Here is a 22,885-nt window from a genome sequence, read left to right as displayed (position 1 = left end):
GTGTTTTGAAAGATTGGTATGGAAGTTGCCAAAACCCTCTCAACTGACCCATCCCTACGGGGCAGGTACTCTGATAGAGGGAATACTCATGCACCCTTTACTGTCCAAAACGGCGGCCGCCCTGGTCGTCAGCGCTCTAGCCCAAGGTGTTGCCCAGGCAGCGCTGTTTGCCGTCGACCCCGGCCCCTATGTTCCCGCCAACGGCTCGTTTGCCGCGTGGTATCAGGACACTCATGGTCGAACCCTCGATCTGTGCCTGTCCAAGGCGGTCAGTTCGCGAGTCCCGAGCGCTCCAGGCGCGCCGACCTACATGTGTAATTTGTTGCCAGCCCCCGGGATCTTCGACGATGCACAACCTGTAGTCTTCCCGACCAACTTCCCCGATGAAGCGTTCTGGTTCACCGGCGACGGCGCCATTGTCGATGCAGCCCGAGGCATCGACCTGACCTATGTCAGTGCCGTCGAAGCGGCCTTCGGCGGTGGCGACCCGCTCGAAGGTGATCAAATCAGCTTTGCGCGCATCCGCATTCGTGTGGACGTGCCCACTGCCGGCACCTATGTGATCACCCACCCCTACGGCGTCGATGTGTTCAACATCGATACCCCCGGGCGGCGGGCGATCAACATGACCCGGGACATCGGTATCGGCGTGCCGAAAACCTATGACGGCGCCCTCAAGGGTGATGTCGGGCCGTTCCTGCGCAGCGTCAACGGCCCCTACACCGAAACCAATCCGGTGACCGGTGCGGCAGAGCAATTCGTCGGCGACCCGAACCTTTCGGAAGCCTTCACCGGCAGCCCTTTCAACACCAATTTCATCCGCATTGAAGGGCCCAACGGACTGGACTTGCGCACAACGGTGATGGCCATCTCCGGCAAGTTATCGACGGTGGTCCGTCCGACTCCGATGATTACCCAGCGCAGCACCTACTCGCGCAAGGCCGGTGAAAGCGCCCCGGTAGCCCAGCAAGACGTGTTCGTCATGGCCCCGCCACCACCGGCCACCGTGACCCTGGACAGCAACAACCCGGCGCTGCACCTGACCGAGGCTGACACCACCGGCAACTGGTATGCGCAGTCCTCGAACAACCCGACGTTACCGAGCACCCTGCAAGTGACGGCCGACAACCACGTGGCTATCCCCAGCAGCACACCGACCACCCTGTCGATGTCGCTGTCCGACCTGGTCGTCATTCAGCGTGCCGAGTACAGCCTGAGCACCGGGCAAATAACCGTCGTGGCCTCCACCAGCGATGAGACCTCGCCACCGGTGCTGACCGCCACGTCCGGCACAGGAGTCGCCATCGGCGCCCTCAGTGGCGACGGCGCAGTGAAATCACTGGCCACCGGTATCTCGCCGATTCCACCCGCCAAGGTTCGAGTGACGTCATCCAATGGCGGCACCGATACCGAAGAAGTGGTCATCCTGCCATGAACGCTCACATGCCCAGATCCTCATCAGGAGGCATCATGAACAATTGGCCACGCCTGGCGCTCAACGCCCTGGGACTGACTCTATCGCTGTCCGGCAGCGCATTCGCGCAACTCGCGGCTGTCGACCTCGGCCCATATACCTTCGCCACCGGGAAATTCCCGATGTGGTATCAGGACAACAATTTACTCTCGATGGAACTGTGTCAGTCCCGGGCTGCCAGCTCGCGGGTGCCGGCTGCCACGCCACCGGCCTACATGTGTACCCTGCTGCCGGCACCGGGCGTTTTCGACGACACCCTGCCGATGGTGTTCCCGGATAACTGGCCAGATGAATCCTTCTGGTTCCTCGCCGAGACCACCATTCCCAACAACGCCGCTGGCTATGGTATGGACGCCTATGTCGCCGGGATAGAAGCAGCATTTGCCGGCGGCAATCCGCTCGATGGCGATCAAATCAGCTTTGCGCGGATTCGCATGCGGATCAACGTACCCGTCGCCGGGACCTACACCATCACTCACCCTTATGGCGTGGAAACGGTCAATGTCACGACTCCCGGTCGTCGCGCAATCAACATCACACGCGACATCGGCGTCGGTGTGCCGGGGAATTTCACAGGGGCACTCAACGGTGCCATCGGACCGTTCCTGCGCAGCGTCAACGGCCCTTACACCGAAGTGAACCCGGACACCGGGGCCGTAGAAACCTTTGTCGGTGACCCGAACCTCACCGAGCCGGTCACCGGCAGTCCCAACAACACCAACTTCGTGCGTATCCAGGGGCCGGCGGGGACCATCGAAACCAGCCTCTTCACCGTGTCCGGCAAAGTTCTCGACAACCGTGCACAAACCCATGTGGAGCTCGGCCGTGCCACTTACCGCCGCACTTCTTCGGGTACCGGCAGCAGCACCCGGGTCGAAGTCTTCGGCAAAGCGGACAACAGCTCGACCCTGTGCTTGCGCGAAACCCTCGCCCTGGTACCCGGCCCACCGCCTACGCCCTGCCAAACCACTATGGTCGGTGACAACAATGGCTTGTTCTTCGGCAATCACCTGATCACCGGCCCCGTACCTCCGGTCGTGGTGATCACTGCCACCAACCCTACCGGCACCACCCGACCTACAGCGGTGTCGAGCAAGCTCACCGACCTGGTGAAAATCCAGACCGCTCGCTACAACTGGAGCAATCACAGCCTGCTGATCGAGGCCACCTCCACGGATGAAGTGGCGGTGCCTGACATGGTTGCGCAAGGTTACGGACGTCTGTCGAAATCCGGCACCCTGCAAAAACTGACCGTTGCCGACCTGACCCAGCCACCGGCCACTGTCACGGTCAAATCCGCCGCTGGTGGTAGTGATACCGAGCCAGTCGTGGTCGTCGGTACGGCACCGGACACCGGCGAAAACCAGGCGCCGCTCTCGGTCGCCGACACCGGCAGCACCAGCTTCGGTGTGCCGCTGACCCTCAACCTGCTGGCCAACGACAGTGACCCCGACGGCAACACGCCGCTGAGCATCACCGCACTGACCCCACCGGCTGCCGGGCAAGGCACCGTGGCATTGAGCGGCACGACTTCGGTGGTCTACACCCCGCCGGCCGTGGTCAATGCACCGCTGACCGCGACCTTCACCTACAAGGCTCAAGACGTCAAAGGCCTGGCCTCGACCGCTCCGGCGACCGTGACCATCACCGTGGCGCCTAACCAGCCTCCGGTGGCCGTCGCCGACAGCATCGCGACCCTGGGTGTGGCAATTCCGATCAGCGTGCTGGCCAACGACACCGATCCGGAAGGCAACGTGCCGCTCGCCGTCGCCAGCGTGACCCCACCGCCAGCCGGTCGCGGCACCGTCACCACTGACGGCACCGTCGTCACCTACACCCCACCGGCCACGGTCACCACGGCCTTCACCACCACCTTCACCTACATCGCCCGGGACAGCTTCGGCGCCCTGTCGACGCCGGCGACGGTCACGGTGCAAGTCTCGCCACGGCCTGCTGCGGAAACGTTCACAGTGACCACGGCAACGGTGTCGGCCCGCTCCAATAACCGCTTCACCTGGGACTTTGCGGGCACCTCATCGGTGATTACCGGCAACACCATCACCGTGCAGGTCACCACCCCGACCGGGCTGGTAACGCTGGGCACCACCACGGTGCCAGTGACTGGCCGCTGGAGGTTGACGGTGAACAACAGCACCACGGTGATCCCGTCAGCTAATCCGACGGCGACCATCCGCTCGTCCCAAGGCACCGTGCGTACCGTGACGGTCATCTCCAACTGAGCCCTCGCCCCACCCGCCGATGTCGGTGGGTGGGGCCGGCCTCTTCCTACAGGACAACGCCATGAAAACGCCGACCGCCGCCCTGCTCTGCCTGCTTCTGCTTTGCAGCAGTGCAGGCGCGCGCGCCGACGATTTGATGGAGAACGACGACCTGGCACCGTCCGCCGACCTCGGCGAGTTGCCTCCACCGGTGGGCCAGCACGCGCTGATCGACCAGAACGGTCAGGCCAACGTGGCGCTGGTGCAACAGAACGGCCAGTCGTTGCTTGGCACCATCGTCCAGTCGGGCAGCAACCAGGAAGCCTGGATCCTGCAACAAGGCAGCGACCTCATGGCATTGATCACCCAGCAAGGTTCCGGCAACGCCGCCTCAATCACACAAAACGGTAGCCACAACCGCGCGCAGATTTCCCAGAACGGCAATAACAACGACGCCAGCATCGACCAGGCCGGTACGGGGCTTTCAAGCGCCGTGACCCAGTCGGGAAATGGCATGAGCGTTTCGGTTAAACAATATCGCTAAAGCACTGCACCACTTGGAGGTTTCATCATGTTCAAACTGACGCCCCTCACCGCCGCCATACTGGTCATTGTCAGTGCCCAGGCGATGGCCGACGACAGCGTTTCCACCCAGGCCCAGGTCGGCACCGCCAACATTGCCGAAGTGAAACAGACCGCGGCCCCGTTCAGTACCGCAGCCCAACAGCAACTGGGTCAGGGTAACGATGCCATGGCGGTGCAAGACACCGCCACCGGCACCATCACCCAGGATCAGGTCGGCGACTTCAATGCCAGTTACGGTGAGCAACTGTTCGAGAACGGCAGCACCATCGTCCAGCAACAGGTCGGTAGCCTCAACACCGCCCATGCCAGCCAGTCGATCGGCATGGGTGAAAACCAGGCGCTGCAACAACAGGCGGGCAGTGGCAACTTCTCGTTCCTCTATCAGGACAGCCAGGAAGCCACCAAAGGCCAGACCTTCCAGTTCGGTGACGCCAACGAGGCCAATATCGAGCAGATTCAACTGGGCATCGCCAACAACGCGACGATCATCCAGTACGGCACCGCCAACTACGGCACCGCCGAACAGATCGCGCACATGGGCGGCGAGATCGGCATCAACCAGGCCGGCGAAGGCAACTATGCCTATGGCGACCAGCGCGACGGCAATGGCGGCGTCGTGACCATCAACCAGTTTGGCGACTTCAACGCCACGGAAGTCTGGCAAGGCGGACAAACCGGCAGCGAGGCCACCGTCAACCAGTACGGGCAAACCAACGAAACCGTGGTCGACCAGAGCTTTGGCCAAAACAACAACGCCCAGGTCCTGCAAGTCGGCGATGTCAACGCCATCTACGCCGACCAGTTCGACTCCGTCGGCTCGGTGCTCGCGTTGTACCAGCAAGGCACCGGCAACGTGCACTTCACCTATCAGAGCGGCGACAGCCATGTGCTGAACGCCACCTCCGTGGGTACTGAAAACAAGGTCTACGCCAGCAACTGGAAAGGCCCGCAACTGGGCGGCCAATTCGGCAGCAACCAGCGTGCGACCGTCACCCAGGCGGGGAACGGCAACATCGCCAGCTTCAAACAGGATGGCGTCGGCCACATCATGACCACCAACCAGACCGGCAGCGGCAACAAAACCACCATCAGCCAGGCCGATTCGTATAACGAGCTGTACTTCGACCAGAACGGCAGCGACAACATCCTGATCTCCGACCAGCGCGGCACCACCAACCTGGCCCAGGGCACCACCAACGGCACCGGCAACACCACCGAGTTCGACCAGTCCGGCACGGGCAACCAGGCGTTCACCACGCAACTGTATGGCAGCGACAACATGATTACCGTCAAACAGGCTGACACCATGAACGTGGCGTACGTGACCCAGGGCGGCACCGGCAACACCGCCAGTGTCGACCAGAGTGGCATGACCCAAACGGCGACCGTTCAACAGATGGGTGCTGACAACCGGGCGACCGTGCTGCAGCAATAATCGCAAGGCATAAAAAACCGCGGCCCTTGGGGGAGGGTCGCGGTTTTTTTGTGCCTGCGTCGGCTGATCCTTCCCACGCTCTGCGTGGGAACGATCAGTGGTGTGGCTTACCCCTGCGGATCGACGTTATCCAGCGCTCGGTTCACTGCTAGTTCGCCCAGCATGATGACCTGCTGCAGCGCCAGCATGGTGTTGCGCTGGGGGCCTTGCAACTGGCTTGCGAAATCACTCGCCAGCACACTTGCCGATGCCAGGGATTCGCAGGCATTGACCAACAGGGTTTCGGTGTCGATATCCGGGGCGATGAGGTAAATGGTGCTGGGCTTGCGTGGCGGGATCGCGCTTTTCAGCGGATTGAGATAGTGATCCAGCGCACGGTCGGCGGCTTCGTTGAGCTTTTTGGGATCGAGGGGATCGTAGGGGGAAACGTCGTCGGATTGCGGGGGGTTGGGTGTGGCTTTGAACATGGTGAAACTCCATTTATACCTGTTGGAACCACCGGTACCTGTCGCTAAACAAGTAAGGGTGGCGGCTGTACGCAGGTTAGCGAACCGAGAGGTATAAGACCCGGCAGACCCGAGGGTCTCCCGCGCACAGCCACCATATCGAAACTGCAGACATCAGCCTGCAATAAAAATGGAGCTTTGTTGCGCTTATACCTGTTCAGGTCGCTAAACCTGGCCGCTGAATTCAGCGACCCGGAAACGATAAAGACCAGGCACAAAGCGCACAAGCCGGCGGATTCTGGCGCAGTCGTAGGCAACGGCGCAAGGAACTGTAGCTTTCAGGAAGTAACGCTAAACACAATTAAACACACCCCTCAAATCAGCACACATTCCCTGTAGGAGTCAGCCTGCTCGCGATGGCATTGGGTCAGCCGACATCAATGTTGAATGACACACCCCCATCGCGAGCAGGCTCGCTCCCACAAGGTTTGGTGCATGCCTGAAAGAAATTGGTCGGCTGTCAGGCCGCCATCGCGATCAGGCTCACTCCTACAATGGACGGTGTACACCCGAGGCTTCTCACCACTCATTAGGCCGAGCGTTAGCTCGCCTGCAGCTTTTGATCTTGATCCACCCGCCCCTTCGGGAGGCCGAGTGGAGGCGTTCATCTGGGGGGGTAGGCGCGTAGCGCCGTGCGGCGAAGCCGCACACATCGAGAGGAGGTCGAAGCGAAGCCGACCGGAGGCGATGCCCCCAGATGAATGCCGGAGCGAGGGTACGCCGAGCCTAGGCGAGGGGCCGGACGTTGGGGCGAAGCGTTTTGGTTCCTTTTGGGCGTTTGCAAAAGGGACTCGCTGTAAGAGCGAAACCATAAGTGGCCGTAACCGCAGAAATGGATATGTACACCCTGAAAGAGATTGGTCGGCTACCAGGCCGCCATCGCAGGCAAGCCAGCTCCCACAGTTGGACTGGGTACATCTGGGGGAGAATGGTCAGCTGTCAGGCCGCCTTCGCGGGCAAGCCTCGCTCCTACAGGGGACTGGGGGTCATCAGCCTGAGCCAGGTCGGCCCGAAGGCCGCCTCGGCTCACTCTTCCTCACCCTCCGGCACAACCTTGTTCTGAGTCAAATAACGATCCAGCGTCGCATTGTTATCAGGCGAAGAATTATCCCCCGCCACCTGCCACAAATGCCGCTCGATCCCCTGAGCCAAAAGATGCCCGACGGCCGCCTCGATCGCCGACAACACACACAACTGCGCCGGTTCGTTGGTGGTGTACCCGACCTCAGCCTCAAGCAACTTCTTGAACTCGATAAACTTGAACACCCCGGCACTGCGACCCACCGAGTAAATCGTCTTGCTGGTCATCACATTCGCCAGCACCTGCCCACTGCGCACATCCACCGCCCGCAGGTTGACCGTGACCTGATCGACCCGATACTCACGGGAAATATCGATCCCCAGGTAGCGCGCCCCTTCCCCGCCACTGCGCACATTGGTGTCGTAGGCGATGATCCCGCCTTCGAGCATCATGTTCGCCGCTTGCAGCGGTGGCAGCTCGCCCTGAATGTTCACCGGCGTATTGGGCTTCTTCTGCGAGGCGCGGATGATCTTGCGCTCGGTCAGCAGGTTTTGCAGCCCTTCACGTTCCAGCACCACAAACCAGCCGCTGGCCTGCAACGCATCCATCAACATACTCGCCGCGCCCTGGGTCACGCTGGTCGAAAACGAACTGGCCGGGGTCGGTTTGTACTGCCCGGTCTGGTCCCGGAAGCCGTACACCACCGCCATCAACCGGCCCTTGGGTCGTGGCATGTTGATCAAGTCGTAATAGGTCGACGCCCGGGGTGTCAGGGTCGGTGATTCGGTGTCCTGCTCGGCACCCACGTTCTCGCGCAAACTGCACCCTTGCAATGCCGCCAACATCAGCCCCAGCGCTATTATTTTTTTCATGTCCGTCTCTCCCCATCGATCCGAATCCCCATCAAGGGGCGAGGCCATTCACCTGGATTTCCGAAATTTCACCGGTCGCTCGGTCGGTCACTTCAATGGTCAGAGCACCGGAATCGTCGACGACGTTGACGATAAAGGCGTCGGTGGACAGGCTCCCGGTGTTACCCGTGGAGATGTTGTCCAGCAACTGCCCCAGCAACCGTGATTGCAACTGGCTGGTGAAGCGTTCGAGAGCCGAAGTCCCGGCCACCGAGGTGCGATTTTTCAGATCAGGATCGTCGTAATCGTTTTGCGCCTGGGCGTTGTTCAGCAACCAGGTGCCATTCAACGGGTTGCCGCCGAACGAGGGGTTGACGGGTGTGTACACCAGCTCCGTGGCCTGCACCAGGCAGCAACTGCCCAGCCCGATCAACCAGAGCCCGAGGTTCCGTGAGACAGTTTTCGTTTTCATAATTCGTCCCTCTCAAGGTCCGTAGTGTCCTGCAACAAGGCTTCCAGTTTGCGCTGGACAATCTGTCCGCGAACCCAGTCGGCGGCGTCATAGGCCTCGTCTTTGAGTTCCACGGTGTTCGGCGGCAGGAAGCGCCGATAAACCAGTCGCTGCTGATATTCCACGGTCACCAGGCTGCCCCAGCGTGCCGAAGGTCGTTCGCGTACCACCAGGTTGAAATCCATCGGGCTGGTGGCGCGCAGGCGTTCACTGAACGAGTAGTAGAAGTCGTGGCCGATGTGCGAAATCGTGTCATCGACGATAAAGCCCAGCATCTCGTCGTCCTCCCCAGCGCTGGCGAACGTCGCCACACACGCCAGGATCAGGGCCGGCAGCCATTGGCGGTTCATGGCGACAACGCCTGTGGCAACGTGGACTGGTTTTTCACCGGGCCCGAGGCGCCATCGAGGAAGGCTTTCTCGGCCACGAACTGCCAGTCCTTGTAACTCGCCATGCCGGTGAAGTCCGACCACTGACTGGGAAAATCCGACTGCTTGAGCGGCAGGTCCGTGGAAGGACTGTTGAGGCCAGTGATGCGCCCGTCGAAGCCGCGCATCAAGGTCCATTCACCGCCGCCAATCGGGTCCGGGTAGAGCTGGCGAATGTGATGTTTGGGCGTTGGAAAACGCTCGTCCTGCAACAGGTCTTCAAGTTCTTTGGGGTACTGCGCCAGCCCCGGCGAACTGCGGTAATAACTGCGCAACGCCTGGGCGTATTGCGTGCCGACCCACAGCAACTGACGTTCGCGATCACGGCGCGAGGCGGTTGACCACAACTCGCCGGCACTGGCCAGGCCCATGCCCATCACCATGATCAGAAACAGCACGCCCAGGTAAGTGAACCCGGCCTCGTCGGCGGGCTTACCACTCGGAATAAAGGCTGCCATCACGCGCCCTCCCTGTGGCACCGCTTTTGATATCGGCGACCCCGCCCGGTACGCCGTCCGGCGGCGCGACCAGTACCCAGAGGTCCATGCGTTCGGAAATCGGGTCCATCGGCGGGTTGCGCAGGTAGCGCTGCTCCACCAGTTGTTCCAGGGAATCGGGATAGCGCCCGGTGTCGCCGTAATAGTGATCCAGGGCTTCGCGCATAGCCGACAGGCTCTGGCGCAGCGTGGTTTCTTTCGAGGCCTCGAGGCTGTTGAAATAGCGTGGCAAGGCGATGGTCATCAGGGTCGCGATGATTGCCATGACCACCATCAGTTCCAGTAGGGTAAAACCCTTTTCCCGACGCATGATTCACCACTCCTTGTACGCGATGCCGTTGAGACCCTTGCCGCGTGCATGGGAGTAAACGTCGAAGACGTCTTCCCCCTCCCGCGGGTTTTGAGCCGTGCTGTCGTAGGAGCGCAAGCCCCAGCCACCGTCGTCGTCACGCTTGACCGGCGTCAGCGGGTCATGGGGCACGCGCCGTAAAAAGTAGAACTTGGCACCCTTGGCGCTACGCACATCACGCACGCCTTCCACCAGCACTTGCAGGTTCGGTGGATAGCCGCTGCTGTTCAGCGACTTCTCGATGTAACCGGCGTCGAAGGCACGTTTGTAGGCGTCGATGGCGTCGCGGATCTGGTAGAGCGCCGCACGCAATTCCTGCTCTTTGCCCCGGCGCACCACGGTCTCGGTCAGTGGCGCGGCCATGCCGGCCAGCAGGCCGATCAGGGCCAGCGTCACCACGACTTCGATCAAGGTAAAACCACGTTGCGAGGCGTTCATGATCAAGGCTTCTCGACGACAACAGTGGTGGTAATGGCAGCAACCGGCCGATCGATGTGTTCATTCTGAATCGGCGCTTGCATCCGGCGGTCCGGCGCCTGGATGTGCATGCTGGTTTCGGTGCCGGTGGGGAATTCCATGTCCGACGGGCTCTGGTACGGCAGGTTGCGCACGATCCGCGGAGTGATGGAGAGCACCAGTTCCGATTTGCCGACGGTGTCCTTGTTGCTGCCGAACAACCGGCCAAGACCGGGGATGTCGCCCAGGCCTGGAATCTTGTTGCCGGTGGCGCCATGGTCGTTACGCACCAGGCCAGCAAGGATCTGGGTTTCGCCATCATGCAAGCGCAGCGTGGTCTGGGCGTTGCGGGTGTCGACCTGAACCGGAATCGTGCCCTGGCGGGTCGGTTCCAGTGGTGTGGCGTTACTGACTTCGAGTGCGATCTTGATCGCCACTTCGTTGTTCAGATGGATGGTCGGCTGCACTTCGAGCTTCAGACCGACGTCCAGATAGGTGACGCTTTCGGTGATCACCGGACCTTGGGTCGACGGCACGGAGGTGGCGCTGATGATCGGCACACGCTGTCCTATGTGGATGCGCGCCTGTTCACGGTTGCTGACGCGAATCACCGGGCTGGCCAGGGTGTTGATGTCATTGTCCTGAGCGTTGATCTTGGCTTGCGGCGACGGCGAAATGCTGATCCGGCTGGAGTTGATGCCTTTGAGTTGATCGAGCAGGGTCACGGCCGAGCCGTCGCTGTTGACCACGCCGAAGGTGTTCGGCCATTGCAGTCCCAGGTCGAGAATCCGCTGAGTCGCGACTTCCATCACCTCCACTTCCAGCACCACTTCAGGGTTGGACTGGTCCTGCGACTGCAAGAGTTTTTCGGCCATGCGTATGGCGTCTTCGGTGTCGCGCATGGTCAGGGTGTTGAGGCGTTCATCGACGAACACGTCACGGGTCTTGAGCATGGTCTTGATCATGTTCAGCGCGGTGTTGGCATCGATGCTGGTCAGGTAGAACGTGCGCATCACCAACTCTTGATAATCCTTGAGCTTCTGCGGCGAGTCGGGGTAGATCAGCAAGGTGTTTTCGTTCACCACTTTCTGATGCAGCTGGTTCTGTTGCAGCAGCAGTTCCACGGCGTCTTCGATGCGCACGTCACGCACGAAGATGGTGGCTTTCATGTCGGGGCGCAGGTCCTTGTCGAAGATGAAGTTCAAACCCGCGACCTGGGACAGCACTTCGAAGATGGTTTTCAGGTTGGCGTCGCGAAATTCCAGGGTCACCGGCCGGTCGAGACGGGTGCGCAGTTGCGGATAAGGAATGACGTTGCGGCTTTGCACCAGACGAATATTGTCTTGCAACTCCAGGGCACCGCCATTCTTGGGGTCCAGTTCGAGGATCTGTTTCACCTGACGGTCGGCGCCGTAGATGTCGCCACGACGCAGGTCGCCCCGGGCCAGTTCGAGTTTGTCATCGAGACTGCGCATGTGCTCTAGCTGGCGCATTGAATCCTGGGCGCGGCGGTTGTGGGGTTCAATGGTCAACACCCGGCCATACTCCAGACGGGCCGAAGCGAAATCACGCTGGGCGCGATCCATGTCGGCCTGGGTCAACAATGCCGTCACCGCACGGGCGCGGCCGCTGGTCAGGGCCAGGTGCAGTTCGGTATCCCGAGGGTTTTCCTTCAGCCCTTCTTCAATGCGCGCCAGGCCGGCTTCGTACTGCCCCGACTCCATCAAGTCGGTCGCTTCCTGCTTGGCAACCTGCGCCGAGCTGCACGCAGCCAGCCCTACGCATACGCAAAGGCTCATCAGCAAACGGGATCTGTTCATTGCGTGCTCCCCACAGACAAGGTCTGGGACAAATGCAGAGGCAGGTAGACAAAGCTGAGTTCCACATCGGAAATCCCCTCAATCCGCCAGGTGTCGTCGATCACATCCCCTTTGCGCACGACGTATATTTTTTCGCCGTTCTGCAAAAACACTTGCAGGTCGGAACGGTCATTCAGCTTGCCGACGAACTGGAAAGGCATCGGCGGTACGCTGGGGACTTGCACCACCGGGGTCTGGTTGACGGGTTGTTCGGTGACGCTGGCCAGCGTCGGTGCAGCCTTCCAGCTGCGAGCGGCGAACAGGTCGCCGGACGGGCTCAGGTCCTTGATCACTGCGGGTTTGCCACTGGCTGAAGCGGCCGGCAGCGTGCCGCGTATTTTGCTTTTGACGGGTGTGGCAGCGGTCGTAACCGACGCATCGCCTTCGTCCGACGGCATGAAATAATCAGGCCCCCAGGTCAGCGCCGCGGCCACGCCGAAGAACGCCACCCAGCCCACTATGCGTTTGGTATTCATCATGACCTCGACAGGTAAAGGGTCATGCGGATCCGCCCGGTCAGGTCGGTGTCGGCGATTTTTTTACGCTGAAACTCCACATCCTCCACCACCACGGCCGGCAACTGGCCGAGCAACGCGTGCAGGAAGCGCCGCAGTTGTGGGTAGCTGCCACGCACCGGCAGCAGAATCTGATAACGGGCCAAGTGGGTCTTGGGGTCAATGCCCAGTGAGTATTCACCCCGGGCCAGGGTGATGTGTTCCTGGGCCGCCAGCGCGTAGATCTTGTCGATGGCCACAGTGGCTTGGGGCTGCGACGGCAGTTTGCTGCGGAAGTCGTCGAGCTGACGTTGCGGCACCACCGGGGCGGCGACACTGCCGTCTTCAACCTTGGCCAGGTACTCGCCGGCTTCGCGGGTCTGCTGGCTGAGGGTTTGCAACGAATTCCAGTCCGGCATCAGGCCACCCAGGGCCCAGGCCAGCGCCAGCAGCAACATCACCAAGCCAGCCAGGCCGGGCACACCCAGGCCCTGGAGGTATTCGTGGACGATCAATCTAGGGATTCGCATCGCCGATCTCCCAGCTAGCCGACAGGTTGAATTGCACCGGTTGTTCCGGCGATTTCACGACAATTTCGTGGCTGAGCAGCGACACATCGGAGAGCTCGTCACTGGCTTCGAGACGGCGGTGGAAGTCGAGCATCGCTTCCAGGTCCCGTGCTTCGGCGCTGATGCGCACCTGGCCCTTGCGGGCATCCGGGGTCAGGGTCAGCAAAGCGATGTTGTCGCGCGGCATCGCTTCGAGCATGGCGAACAGACGTTCCCAAGGGCGGCGCAGTTGCTGCGAGACCTTGCGCATTTCCGCCAGGTTCTGGGCTTGTTCGCGGGTTTCGGCCGGGCTCAGGGTGACTTTGCTGCCGGTGTCGCCGGTGAGTTCGCGCTGGGCGTGCTGCAAATGGCCTTGCTGTTGCGAGGCCTGTTCGGCGACGTGCTGCTGGGCGACAAAACAGGTCACGACCAGCACCACGCCGCCCGCCAGCAGGCTCCAGCCCAATGGGCCCGAGCGGCGGCGTGGCTGGAAGTCGAGCGTCAGGGCGCGCATGTCAGGCCACCGCCCGGGACATCACGTACAAACAATCGTGTACGGCTGTCCGGTCTTCTTCGAGGGTGCGCAAGTGCACACCAGGTACGTCGGGCTGCGCATCGATGCGAGCGGGCGCGTGCAGGTAAACATTCAGCGGCCGCTCGCTGGTGGAGGCCTGCAACTGGCTTTCCCGGCCGATCAGCGCAGTCAGTGCGGCATCGCTGTCGCTGCTGCCCACCGAACGCACCGAGGTCCAGCGCCCTTCCCTGGCCAGCAGCAAGACACTGCGCACAGGCTCGGCGACCACGAACAGGAAGTCACCGGCGTCGAGGCTTTTATCGAAATGATTGAACGCCGCCATCAAGTACGGCTGCACCGAACGCAGGCGCAGGCCGCGACCGCTGACCAGGCTGCGCAGACGCGCCAGCAGGTCTTGCGGCAGCGCGGTGGCGATCCGGTCGTAACCCGCAGGTTCGGCCGACAGCACCATGCTCCAGGGTTGGGCCGGTACACCGTAGAGGTCTTCGAAACACAGTTGGGCAAACCCGAGCAATTCGTCGGGGCTGCTGATCTGTTCGCTCCAGGGCACCAGGCAGAAGCGACTGAAGTGGCCGGAAATCACCACACTCAATTCCGCACCGGCTGGCGCGTGTTCGCCCAGCAAGCGGTCGAGGGTTTCGAGGGCGACGGTCCAGGCATGGAAGCCTTCGTCGATAAAGCCGACGCTGCCCAGCCACAGGGTGTCGCCACCTTTGCGCTGGCCCAGGCCGACACCACTGGCGCCGAGCACGGCGACATAACGATCACGAGACAAAAGTGACACGATTGATCTCCTCGAGCGTGGTCCGCCCCTCAGCTACCAGTTCCAGAGCGGACTCGCGCAACAAGCGCAAGCCACGTTTGCAAGCGTGTGCCTTGATCTTCGAAACGGGTTGGCGCTCGACGATCATCTGCCGCAGTTCGTCGTCCAGGTGCAGCAGCTCGGCAATCGCGGTCCGCCCGCGATAACCGGTGCCCCGGCAATGGCCGCAGCCTTTGCCGTGAACGAAGTGGTAATGATCGACCTTCTGCGGATCGAGCCCGGAGAGGCGCAGTTCTTCATCGGTCGGGGTGCTCGGGGCGCTGCAACTGGCGCACACGAGGCGGATCAGCCGCTGGGCCAGCACGGCGTTGAGGGCCGAGACAAGGCTGTAGGGATCGATTTCCATCTGGGTAAAGCGGCCGATCACATCGAACACGTTGTTGGCGTGAATGGTGGTAAACACCAGGTGCCCGGTCAGTGCCGATTGCACGGCGATCTGTGCAGTGTCGGGGTCGCGTATCTCACCGACCATGATCTTGTCCGGGTCATGGCGCAGGATCGAGCGCAGGCCACGGGCGAAGGTCAGGCCTTTCTTTTCATTGACCGGGATTTGCAGCACGCCCGGCAGTTGGTATTCCACCGGGTCTTCAATGGTGATGATCTTGTCCACGCCGTGGTTGATCTCGGTGATCATGGCGTAGAGCGTGGTGGTCTTGCCGCTGCCGGTCGGGCCGGTCACCAGCACCATGCCGTAGGGTTCGGCGGCCAACCGGCGCAGCGCGCGCAGGGTTTCGTCTTCGAAGCCCAGTGCCTGCAATTGCACGCCGCTGACTTTGTCTGCCAGGTCCTGTTTGTCGAGTACCCGCAGCACCGCGTCTTCGCCAAAAATGCTCGGCATGATCGAGACCCGGAAGTCGATCTGCCGGCCGCTGATGCCGATTTTGAAGCGACCGTCCTGGGGCACGCGTTTTTCGCCGATGTCCAGTTCGGCCATGACTTTGACCCGGGAGATCACTTGCTCGGCGAACTCACTGCCCTGGATCTTGCTGATGTTGTTCAGCACGCCGTCGATCCGGTACTTGATCACCAGGCCGCTGCCGGTGGTGCCCAGGTGGATGTCGCTGGCGTGCATTTTCAGCGCGTCGTAGAGGGTCGAGTTGACCAGTTTGACCACCACGCTGGCGTCTTCGCTGATGCTGGTCAGGGACAGGCTTTGCAGGGTATCGATTTCGATATTGGCATCAGCCTGGGCGTTGAGCGATTCCACCGCGTGGAAGCTCTCTTCGTGACGCGCCAGGTAGGCTTTCAGGTCGTCGGCATGCACCAGGTACAGCGGCGCGCCGTGCAGGCAGTCGTCAATCCAGGCCAGACGAGCCGTGTCGAACGGATCGGCAAACACGCCAATGACCGCATCGTCATGACGCAGCAGGATGAATTCGCGCTTGAGGCATTGGGCCAGGGTGACCCGGTCGAACACTGGGGTGGCTTGAAACAGGGTGTCGGTGTCGAGCACCGGATAATGCAGGGTAGCGCCGAGGCACTGGATGAAGGGCATGGGGGCCAGTTCGCACAACACCCCGAGGGCCTCCAGAACCCGCTCGCCGGAACTGGTTGCCCGGACCCGGGCCTGGGCCAGTTGTTCACTGGAAAAGCGAGACGGTACACATTCCAACTGCGCCGGTTCTACGGCAAGGGATAGACGGTCCATGGCATGCTCTCCAACGCCGGGGGCTTTGAGCCCTGTCGACGCGGCGAGCAATTACGGCATATACCGGAACGGCTTGTCGCGCCACTACTCCCCGGTGAGCAATTGTTCGTCGTCTGGTGCCTTGGAGGTCGATGAACTTCGTCGACGATCTGCCAGCACCCAACTACCGTCGTACAGCTGCAGCGGGAAGCTTTCTGTCCTGCTCTGGCGTCGTTCGACGAATCCTTCGGATGGGCTCGCGCCTGTTCGGTTTTCCCGCTCCATCCCTAAAAGGTCACAGACTGCACGGGCCAATTCCGCCAACGGAAACGGTTTGAACAGGATATGGCTGACTCCCAGTTGCCGGGCCCGCTCACAGACTTCAGCGGTTGGGTGCCCGGTAATCAGCACAAAATGGCACTTCCTGTTCTGGCGGACGGCATCGAGCACCTGAAAGCCTTCCATATCGGGCAAGCGGTAATCGAACACCATCACATCGGGTGAAAAACGTTCGGCTTCGCCGATGGCTGTTTCACCGTTGTGAGCTATCCGGACTTCCAGCGCTTGCGCCTGCAGGTAACCCTGGAGGTTTTCCGCCAGCAGCTGTTCGTCTTCAACAACCAGTACTTTGTTTAACAAGGTGGACTCCTTGAAACTGCAGGTCCGAAATTCGTGCCTGGGAGTACGCGCCTCAATTAGGCTAACGCACACTTCATGCCAGACTGAGCGCCGGTTTTTGGCCGCTTCATCTCTATGATTTTCATGAAAAAATCTTTTCGTTCAGGAACCCCGTCCCCCAAAGGCGGGGAAGCGCTCGGATTTGCCCTGAAGCTTTCCCCACATTTGGGGGGGAACCTTCAATCGTCGTCAATCCGCTCGATTCGATTGCTTGATCGCAACTGCCCCAGAACCTGTAGACGAGCCTGGGACTTTTGCTGTCGGGCAAGGTAAGCCCGAACCATTTCAAGTCCCTGAGCTTCTGAGACATCGGCCGCCTCCTGGTGGTTCTGTAGATAAATCAAATGCCAGCCCAACGGTGTGCGCACCGGCGCGCTGACGGCCCCCGGCGCCAGCGCAAACGCCGCAGCTTCGAATTCCGGCATCATGCGCCCCCGGGGAAAATAGCCCAGGTCCCCGCCTTCGGCGGCGGAGGCATCTTCGGAGCCGGCCCGGGCAACGCTGGCAAAGTCCTCGCCCTGGCTGATTTTCACCCGCATCTCCTCTAAGCGTAGCCGGGCTGCTTCAACTGTGGCGGCATCGGCCCCCTGAGGCACTTTTACCAGGATGTGCCGCGCCTGGATTTGCTCGGGTGTGCTCATTTCGGCGCGATGTTCCTCGTAGAACGCGCGGACCTGTTTTTCGTCCGGCTCAGCCACCTGGAGCAGGTCGGCAAAGACCTTTTGCGCCGCGAGCTCACGGCGTGTGTACTCGGTAAAACTGGCTTCATCGAAACCGGCGTCTTCGAGCCGGCGGGCGAACACCTCGGCACCGCCCATCGCTTGTCGCGTCTGCTCAACCTGGCTTTGCACGACTTCATCGCTGATCTTCACCCCGCGTTTGCGCGCTTCCTGCCACAGCAACTCCTTGTCGATCAGCGCGTCGAGTGCTTTCTGGCGCAATTGCTTGTACGCCTTGGGATTGCGAATGCTGCCCACTGCGCGGCCCTGGTCCTCCAGGTATTCGGCGAAGTAGCGCTCGAGGCGAAACTCGGAAATTTCCTCGCCATTGACCCGCGCGGCAGCCGGGCCGTTGCTGCAGAAGGCCACAGGGGCCCACATCGTCAGCAGAATCAGCAGCGTCTTGAGTTTCATCATCAGGCCTCCCGTCAGGGTGTCGCGGCAATGGGTTTGTACGGTGCGACCAGAAAGAAGCGCTGGTCGGGCAAATCTACGGTGACGATATGAGCACCGCTCAAGCCCAGTCGGCGGCCCGGACCGAAGCTGAGCAGCGGGGTCAGCCCGGTGTCGAAATCGTGCAAACCTTCCAGGGCACTGATGAGTTTTTCGCGGCTGGCGTCGCGTCCGGCCTGCTTCATGCCTTCGCTGAGCAGCAGCATCGAACTGTAGGCGCCGACTTGCAGCACCGCGTGCTCACCGCCGAGGCCTTGGTGTTCGCGCAGTTGCGTCAAGGCCAGGCGCCCGGCCAGCGTCCAGTCACTGGGCACGAACGGATAGGCCAGAAACACCCGCCGGGAAAATCCGCTGGGCAATTGAAACAGGTCGCCGGCCACTTGATTCGACGCGGCGAACAGGTAAGGCACCTGCCCCGCCGTTTGCAGGCGCTCGGCGAGGTGACTGAAACCGACGCCGCTGCCCAGGTAAAACACCGATCGCGAGCCCAGCGGCAACTCGTCCTGCGCCGAGTTGTAGGCCTTTAGCCGCACTTGCTGCCAGGCGTGATCTTGCAGGTACTGGCCAAGGTTTTGTGCCGCTTGCCGTTGGCTCGGCTCGTCCGGGTGGACAATCAGCGTCGGTCCCTGGAGCAAGCGCAAATTGGCGGCGCCGTAGTCGGCCAAGGCGATCAGTTGCTCGCGCAGCCCGGACAGCGGTTCGAAAATCTGCCGACTGGCTGGCGCCATGCCCTGCAACGAGAGCGGCCCGATCAGTGGAATACCGGCGCGTTCCAGCCGCGTGACCAGTTCGGTATCGAGCGCAGGTGCCAGTGGTGCGATCAGGGCGAACACCTGTTCCTGCTCAATCAAGCGGTCCAGTGCCTGTTCGGCACTGGCGCGGTCCGGCCCCGGATCGAGGATGGTCAGGCGCAATTGCCGGCCATGGATGCCGCCCGCCTCGTTAATCCGCGCCACGCTGCCCTTGAGCACCGCCGCCACCGTGGCGCCCTCCGTGCTCAGCGGCCCCTGTCGCGGCAACAAAGTGCCCAAGTGCAGGCTGTCGGCGGTTAACCCGGGGTCGCGGTCATCGGCCACGCGCTTGAGGTAGGCCGTGAGGTTGCGCTGATCATTCATCGAGAGCACGAACCGTGGCATCGCCGGGTCCAGCCGATTATTCGCCGAATCGCGCCCTTCCTGGATCGCCCGGGCCAGTGCGCCCTCGGTGTAGGCCGGGTAATTGCGACCGTTGATCTGCTGTTGCCCGTAACTGCTCGAGAGCCTCGACCAGCTGATGTCCGGCGGCCGCACCCCGCCTTCGGGTCGCCCCTGGGCATCGGCGCCATGGCAATTGGCGCAGGGCAGGCTGGTGGCGGGTAGCAGCATGTCCGCCGCGCCCACCCGAGCCATGATCGGCTCACCACTTGCCGACACGCCCTCGCGATACAGCCGTTTGCCGGCACTTTCGCTGGGGCTCAGCGGCAACGCATTGGCGGCGAGATTGATGCCGCCAATCAGTAGCAAGCCGAGGACGAGGGCAATTTTCATGGCCCGTACTCAACGACCAGCCACGGGCATTGTCAGCAACTGCAAGCGCTGGGCAATGGCGGCGGCCGGTGCATCGGGACGGATCTTGCTCCAGCGCTTGTTGGCCACGTCACCGACAATCAGCTGCGTCGAGTGCTGCTCGGGGGTCGGCACAATCTGGCCGATGCGCCCCAGTACAAGGTCCATTTGTGCCTTGTCGCCGGTGAGAAAAAGCCAGTGGGGGCCATCGACGCCCTGCTTCAAGGTGTAAGCCTTGAGTACCGCCGGCGTATCGCGCAGCGGATCACTGGTAAGGGAAATAAAGGTGATGCCATCGGCCTTGTCGCCCAGCACCTCACGGACTTCCTTGAGCTTTTGGGTGATCAGCGGGCAGGCATCGTTGCAACTGGTGAAAATCACGTTCAGCAGCACCACACGGTTTTGCAGCGCGTCACTGTAGAAGCGCAACGTGTTGCCGTTCTGGTCCTGCAACGGCGTGTCGGTGAACCAGGTTTTCGCATCCCGGGTGCCGCTGGCCGGTTGCGCAGCGGCCACCGCCGGCGCGGGCTCCTGGTGTCCTTCGTGGGAAAACGCCATAAAGCTGATGACGCAAAAACACATCGTCAGGAAGATCAGAGCGAGGGCTTTCATGGTTGATGCTCCATGGCAATGGCCGTGTGTTTGGCGTGGGCGTTGCGCTGGCCGCTGAGTTTCTCGACCTGGCGGGTCAGCACGGCCGGGTCGGTGAAGCCGTAATAACGCGTCCAGTGGCGGCTGTTGCCGTCCCCCACCAGAATCAGCGGTTGATGGCTTTTGAAGTCACCGCTGAAGGAGCCGAGGCCCTTGAGGGTTTCGTTGATCGACTGCGAGCTGCCAGTCAGCCAGCTCCAGCCCGGCCCCTTCTGGAAGCTGCGGGCGTAGTCGTTGAGGCGCTTGGCGTCATCGCGTTGCGGGTCGATGCTGATGGAGACAAGCTGCACCTCGTTACCGACCCGGGCGCCGAGTTGCGTCTGCACCTTGCCCATGATCGAGGACACCACCGGGCACACCGTGGTGCAGCTGGTGTAGATGAAACTCATGACCACGATTTTGTTGGTCACCAGGTCCTTTTCCAGACGCACCGGTTTGCCGTTCTGGTCCACCAGCGCGACGTCGGCGAATTTGACCTGGGCGCTCTCCGAACTGGCGCTTTTGGCCGGCATGTCGTGCCCGGCGTGTTCATCCGCCGAGTGCGCCAGGGCTTGACCGATGCCGACGGCCAACAGGCAGAACGTCAGCAGTCCACGGTGTGCGAATCGGTTCATGTCGGTTTCCTCTTCAGTGAGCATCGCCGGGGATTACCCGAACGCTGGCAAAGGTCTGGTCATCGAAACTCGCGCCAAGGGACGCCGCGCGCACGTGCAGGTACCAGGCGCCGTTCTGGTCGAGGGTCACCGGGGCTTCATAGATGCCGTTCCCCACTTCAAGGGCCGCGACCTGTTGGGCGCGAGATGTCGGGGCGCGGAAGTAGCGCACCTGAACGTCCTTGACCCCGCTGCGCTGTGCCTTTTGCTGACCCTGAACAATGCGAAACCGCACGGTGTAAGGGCTGCCGAGGGCGGCCGTGGATTTATCGAGCATGAACTCGACCTTTGGCACGCCGGGGAGCCTGGCGAGGTTCGGGTCCGGCTCAACCAGCGCCGTGAAGCAATGGATGATGTTCGGCTGGTTGAGCAGGAACGCCACGTCGAAACGCCCGGCGGCTGGCAGCTTGATCCGCGAACTGTAGAGCCCTGGCTCGACCTCGCGCAGGCTGCGGTCGATGACCATGGCAGCCCGCGCCACCTGCCCGCGATTGGGGTAGCCGGACATCGGCGCGTTCATGCCTTCGGCGTAGAAATAAGTGGTGTTGTCCACCGGGTTGACCACGAACACCGCGTTGTCGTCCCGCGACACCGCCAGGCTCGAGGCCAGCGGCAAATCACCGGCGAGCCGTGGCGCCTGGGGCCCGGCTTCGAAGCCCTGGGTGATCGGCGTGCGGCCGGCCCCCAATGACGAAAGGTTGATCATCGTGACTTTGGCCGAGGCCAGTCCGCGGACATAGGCGTAAGCCTTGGTGAACACCACTTGGTAGGGTTCGGCGGAGACGTCCAGTTCGTGGATCGTCGAATCGGTGGCCGCGTCGATCACCGTCACCTGGTTTTCCAGGGTGTTGAGGACGATACCGAAACGCCCGTCTGCGCTGAACCCCATCGGACCCAGGCCCTGTTTCATCTTGATCACCCGCCTAACCGTAAGGCTGGCGGTATCGACCACGGTCACACTGCCGTTCTTGCCGTCGGCGACATACACCGCCTGGGACAGCGGCGAGTACGCCACCGACAGCGGGTGCGAGCCGGTCTTGAGTTGCTTGCTGATGGTCAGGCTGGCGATGTCGATGATGCTCAGGGTGCCGTCGTCGCGGTTGCTGACGAAGGCAAAACGGCTGTCCTTGCTGAAGGCGATTTCATGGTGCCCAGCCCCGGTGGCCAGGTGTTTGAGTGGCTTGAGGCTACGGGTGTCGATCACCGTGACCCCGGACTGCTCGACTGTCTTGGCATTGTTGCCGACCCACAGCAGGCGCTCGTCCGGTTGCAAGGCCACGCGCACCGGATTGCTGCCGGCGGCGACCGAGTCGATCAGTTTGAACTGCTCGCTGTCGATCACCGCCACTGCATCGGCGGTCGGCATGGAGACGAACACCCGTTTGTTGTCCTTGGGTGTGGTCCAGTCCATCGGCGGCTGCTTGATGTCGATCCGTGCCATGGTGCTGGTGATACCGCCCACCGACACCGACGGGTCGACCACCGAGACACTGGCGTCGCGGTTCATCACCAGCAGGAAGTAGCTGTTCAGGTCGAGCAGCGGCCGCGCGCCGATGCTCGATTTCAGGAAGACCCCGACCCGGGATTTGCAGCTTTTCTCCCGGCCCTGGGCCTGGTCGGCGGCAATGGTTTCCGGGTCCAGCCAGGCACCGGGATTGATGCCCGACAACGGCTGACCTGAAGCACCGTCCCTGACGCGGAACTGCACGTCGGCAAACTCGCCTTCACGCAACACACCGTCCTTGGCCAATGACTTGACCTCAAGCGCCACCGAAATCCCGTCACGGGAGAGGTTCTGACTGCTCCAGGTGTTCGGCAGTGCGACTTCGCTCAGCAGGTTGGGCGGCGCGGTGCGCCAGACGCCGAAGCTGATGAGTGCCACCGCGACGAGCAGCGCACAACCGGCGATTTTTGTAGTCCTGTTCATTACCCTCTCCCCTTACAGATCTGTGCCTGCCTTTCCCTGTGG

At 61.7% G+C, this 22,885-nt stretch carries 23 protein-coding genes; 4 read left to right on the top strand and 19 right to left on the bottom strand.

Features of this window, described 5'->3' with window-relative positions; all coding sequences use genetic code 11:
* Nucleotides 1–88: 88 nt before the first annotated feature.
* The 4 genes from K0F88_RS29375 (at nt 89) to K0F88_RS29360 (ending at nt 5,713) form a co-directional block, all read left to right on the top strand.
* Nucleotides 89–1,435: a hypothetical protein gene (locus K0F88_RS29375; RefSeq protein WP_094471726.1), complete on the top strand. Its 1,347-nt coding sequence runs from the start codon at nt 89–91 to the stop codon at nt 1,433–1,435.
* A gap of 35 nt (nt 1,436–1,470) precedes the next feature.
* A complete protein-coding gene (locus tag K0F88_RS29370) occupies nt 1,471–3,714 on the top strand; it encodes an Ig-like domain-containing protein (RefSeq protein WP_094471725.1) in 2,244 nt (747 codons plus the stop codon).
* A gap of 61 nt (nt 3,715–3,775) precedes the next feature.
* Nucleotides 3,776–4,237: a curlin gene (locus K0F88_RS29365; RefSeq protein WP_077750527.1), complete on the top strand. Its 462-nt coding sequence runs from the start codon at nt 3,776–3,778 to the stop codon at nt 4,235–4,237.
* 27 nt (nt 4,238–4,264) lie between these two features.
* Nucleotides 4,265–5,713 carry a curlin gene (locus K0F88_RS29360; protein ID WP_094471724.1) on the top strand — a complete coding sequence of 483 codons (1,449 nt, stop codon included), beginning with the start codon at nt 4,265–4,267 and terminating at the stop codon, nt 5,711–5,713.
* Between the two features lie 107 nt (nt 5,714–5,820).
* On the opposite strand, the gene K0F88_RS29355 is transcribed toward K0F88_RS29360, so the two are convergent.
* From K0F88_RS29355 to K0F88_RS29265, 19 genes are all read right to left on the bottom strand, one after another.
* Complete coding sequence (locus K0F88_RS29355) at nt 5,821–6,180, bottom strand: DUF6124 family protein (protein ID WP_094471723.1); 360 nt, start codon at nt 6,178–6,180, stop codon at nt 5,821–5,823.
* Nucleotides 6,181–7,245: 1,065 nt separating this feature from the next.
* Complete coding sequence (locus K0F88_RS29350; protein ID WP_219097512.1) at nt 7,246–8,112, bottom strand: CsgG/HfaB family protein; 867 nt, start codon at nt 8,110–8,112, stop codon at nt 7,246–7,248.
* 31 nt (nt 8,113–8,143) lie between these two features.
* Nucleotides 8,144–8,563 (bottom strand): curli assembly protein CsgF, encoded by a 420-nt coding sequence (locus tag K0F88_RS29345; protein ID WP_094471721.1) that lies wholly within the window; start codon nt 8,561–8,563, stop codon nt 8,144–8,146.
* Complete coding sequence (csgE, locus tag K0F88_RS29340) at nt 8,560–8,952, bottom strand: curli production assembly/transport protein CsgE (RefSeq protein WP_094471720.1); 393 nt, start codon at nt 8,950–8,952, stop codon at nt 8,560–8,562. The genes K0F88_RS29345 and csgE overlap by 4 nt, the downstream gene beginning before the upstream one ends.
* Entirely contained in the window at nt 8,949–9,488 is a 540-nt protein-coding gene (locus K0F88_RS29335; RefSeq protein WP_094471719.1) for a type II secretion system protein, read from the bottom strand. The genes csgE and K0F88_RS29335 overlap by 4 nt, the downstream gene beginning before the upstream one ends.
* Complete coding sequence (locus K0F88_RS29330) at nt 9,463–9,837, bottom strand: type II secretion system protein (protein WP_094471718.1); 375 nt, start codon at nt 9,835–9,837, stop codon at nt 9,463–9,465. The genes K0F88_RS29335 and K0F88_RS29330 overlap by 26 nt, the downstream gene beginning before the upstream one ends.
* A 3-nt stretch (nt 9,838–9,840) precedes the next feature.
* Nucleotides 9,841–10,314, bottom strand: coding sequence for a type II secretion system protein (locus K0F88_RS29325; protein ID WP_094471717.1), 474 nt, complete (start codon nt 10,312–10,314; stop codon nt 9,841–9,843).
* Nucleotides 10,315–10,316: 2 nt separating this feature from the next.
* Nucleotides 10,317–12,152: a type II secretion system protein GspD gene (locus tag K0F88_RS29320; protein ID WP_094471716.1), complete on the bottom strand. Its 1,836-nt coding sequence runs from the start codon at nt 12,150–12,152 to the stop codon at nt 10,317–10,319.
* Entirely contained in the window at nt 12,149–12,667 is a 519-nt protein-coding gene (locus K0F88_RS29315) for a hypothetical protein (protein ID WP_094471715.1), read from the bottom strand. Before K0F88_RS29315 ends, K0F88_RS29320 begins: the two co-directional genes overlap by 4 nt.
* Nucleotides 12,667–13,215 (bottom strand): GspMb/PilO family protein, encoded by a 549-nt coding sequence (locus K0F88_RS29310; protein WP_094471714.1) that lies wholly within the window; start codon nt 13,213–13,215, stop codon nt 12,667–12,669. Before K0F88_RS29310 ends, K0F88_RS29315 begins: the two co-directional genes overlap by 1 nt.
* Complete coding sequence (locus K0F88_RS29305; RefSeq protein ID WP_094471713.1) at nt 13,202–13,747, bottom strand: PilN domain-containing protein; 546 nt, start codon at nt 13,745–13,747, stop codon at nt 13,202–13,204. The genes K0F88_RS29310 and K0F88_RS29305 overlap by 14 nt, the downstream gene beginning before the upstream one ends.
* Nucleotide 13,748: 1 nt before the next feature.
* Nucleotides 13,749–14,552 carry a hypothetical protein gene (locus tag K0F88_RS29300; protein ID WP_094471712.1) on the bottom strand — a complete coding sequence of 268 codons (804 nt, stop codon included), beginning with the start codon at nt 14,550–14,552 and terminating at the stop codon, nt 13,749–13,751.
* Nucleotides 14,533–16,239 (bottom strand): GspE/PulE family protein, encoded by a 1,707-nt coding sequence (locus K0F88_RS29295; protein ID WP_094471711.1) that lies wholly within the window; start codon nt 16,237–16,239, stop codon nt 14,533–14,535. The genes K0F88_RS29300 and K0F88_RS29295 overlap by 20 nt, the downstream gene beginning before the upstream one ends.
* Before the next feature lie 84 nt (nt 16,240–16,323).
* A complete protein-coding gene (locus K0F88_RS29290; protein WP_094471710.1) occupies nt 16,324–16,857 on the bottom strand; it encodes a response regulator in 534 nt (177 codons plus the stop codon).
* Nucleotides 16,858–17,075: 218 nt separating this feature from the next.
* The gene (locus K0F88_RS29285; RefSeq protein ID WP_094471767.1) at nt 17,076–18,029 is read right to left on the bottom strand and encodes a peptidylprolyl isomerase; all 954 of its coding nucleotides are present in this window, start codon (nt 18,027–18,029) and stop codon (nt 17,076–17,078) included.
* A 14-nt stretch (nt 18,030–18,043) separates the two neighbouring features.
* Complete coding sequence (locus K0F88_RS29280; RefSeq protein WP_094471709.1) at nt 18,044–19,594, bottom strand: ABC transporter substrate-binding protein; 1,551 nt, start codon at nt 19,592–19,594, stop codon at nt 18,044–18,046.
* Between the two features lie 9 nt (nt 19,595–19,603).
* Nucleotides 19,604–20,224 (bottom strand): SCO family protein, encoded by a 621-nt coding sequence (locus tag K0F88_RS29275; protein WP_094471708.1) that lies wholly within the window; start codon nt 20,222–20,224, stop codon nt 19,604–19,606.
* Nucleotides 20,221–20,877 carry an SCO family protein gene (locus K0F88_RS29270; RefSeq protein WP_094471707.1) on the bottom strand — a complete coding sequence of 219 codons (657 nt, stop codon included), beginning with the start codon at nt 20,875–20,877 and terminating at the stop codon, nt 20,221–20,223. Before K0F88_RS29270 ends, K0F88_RS29275 begins: the two co-directional genes overlap by 4 nt.
* Nucleotides 20,878–20,890: 13 nt before the next feature.
* Nucleotides 20,891–22,843 carry a cytochrome D1 domain-containing protein gene (locus tag K0F88_RS29265; protein ID WP_094471706.1) on the bottom strand — a complete coding sequence of 651 codons (1,953 nt, stop codon included), beginning with the start codon at nt 22,841–22,843 and terminating at the stop codon, nt 20,891–20,893.
* Nucleotides 22,844–22,885: the final 42 nt, after the last annotated feature.

Origin of the sequence: Pseudomonas sp. UMAB-40, assembly GCF_900095275.1 — a bacterium.
Classification (GTDB): Bacteria; Pseudomonadota; Gammaproteobacteria; order Pseudomonadales; family Pseudomonadaceae; genus Aquipseudomonas; species Aquipseudomonas mandelii_B.
The sequence above is the reverse complement of the archived record's forward strand: the minus strand, read 5'-3'. Positions and strand labels throughout refer to the sequence as shown.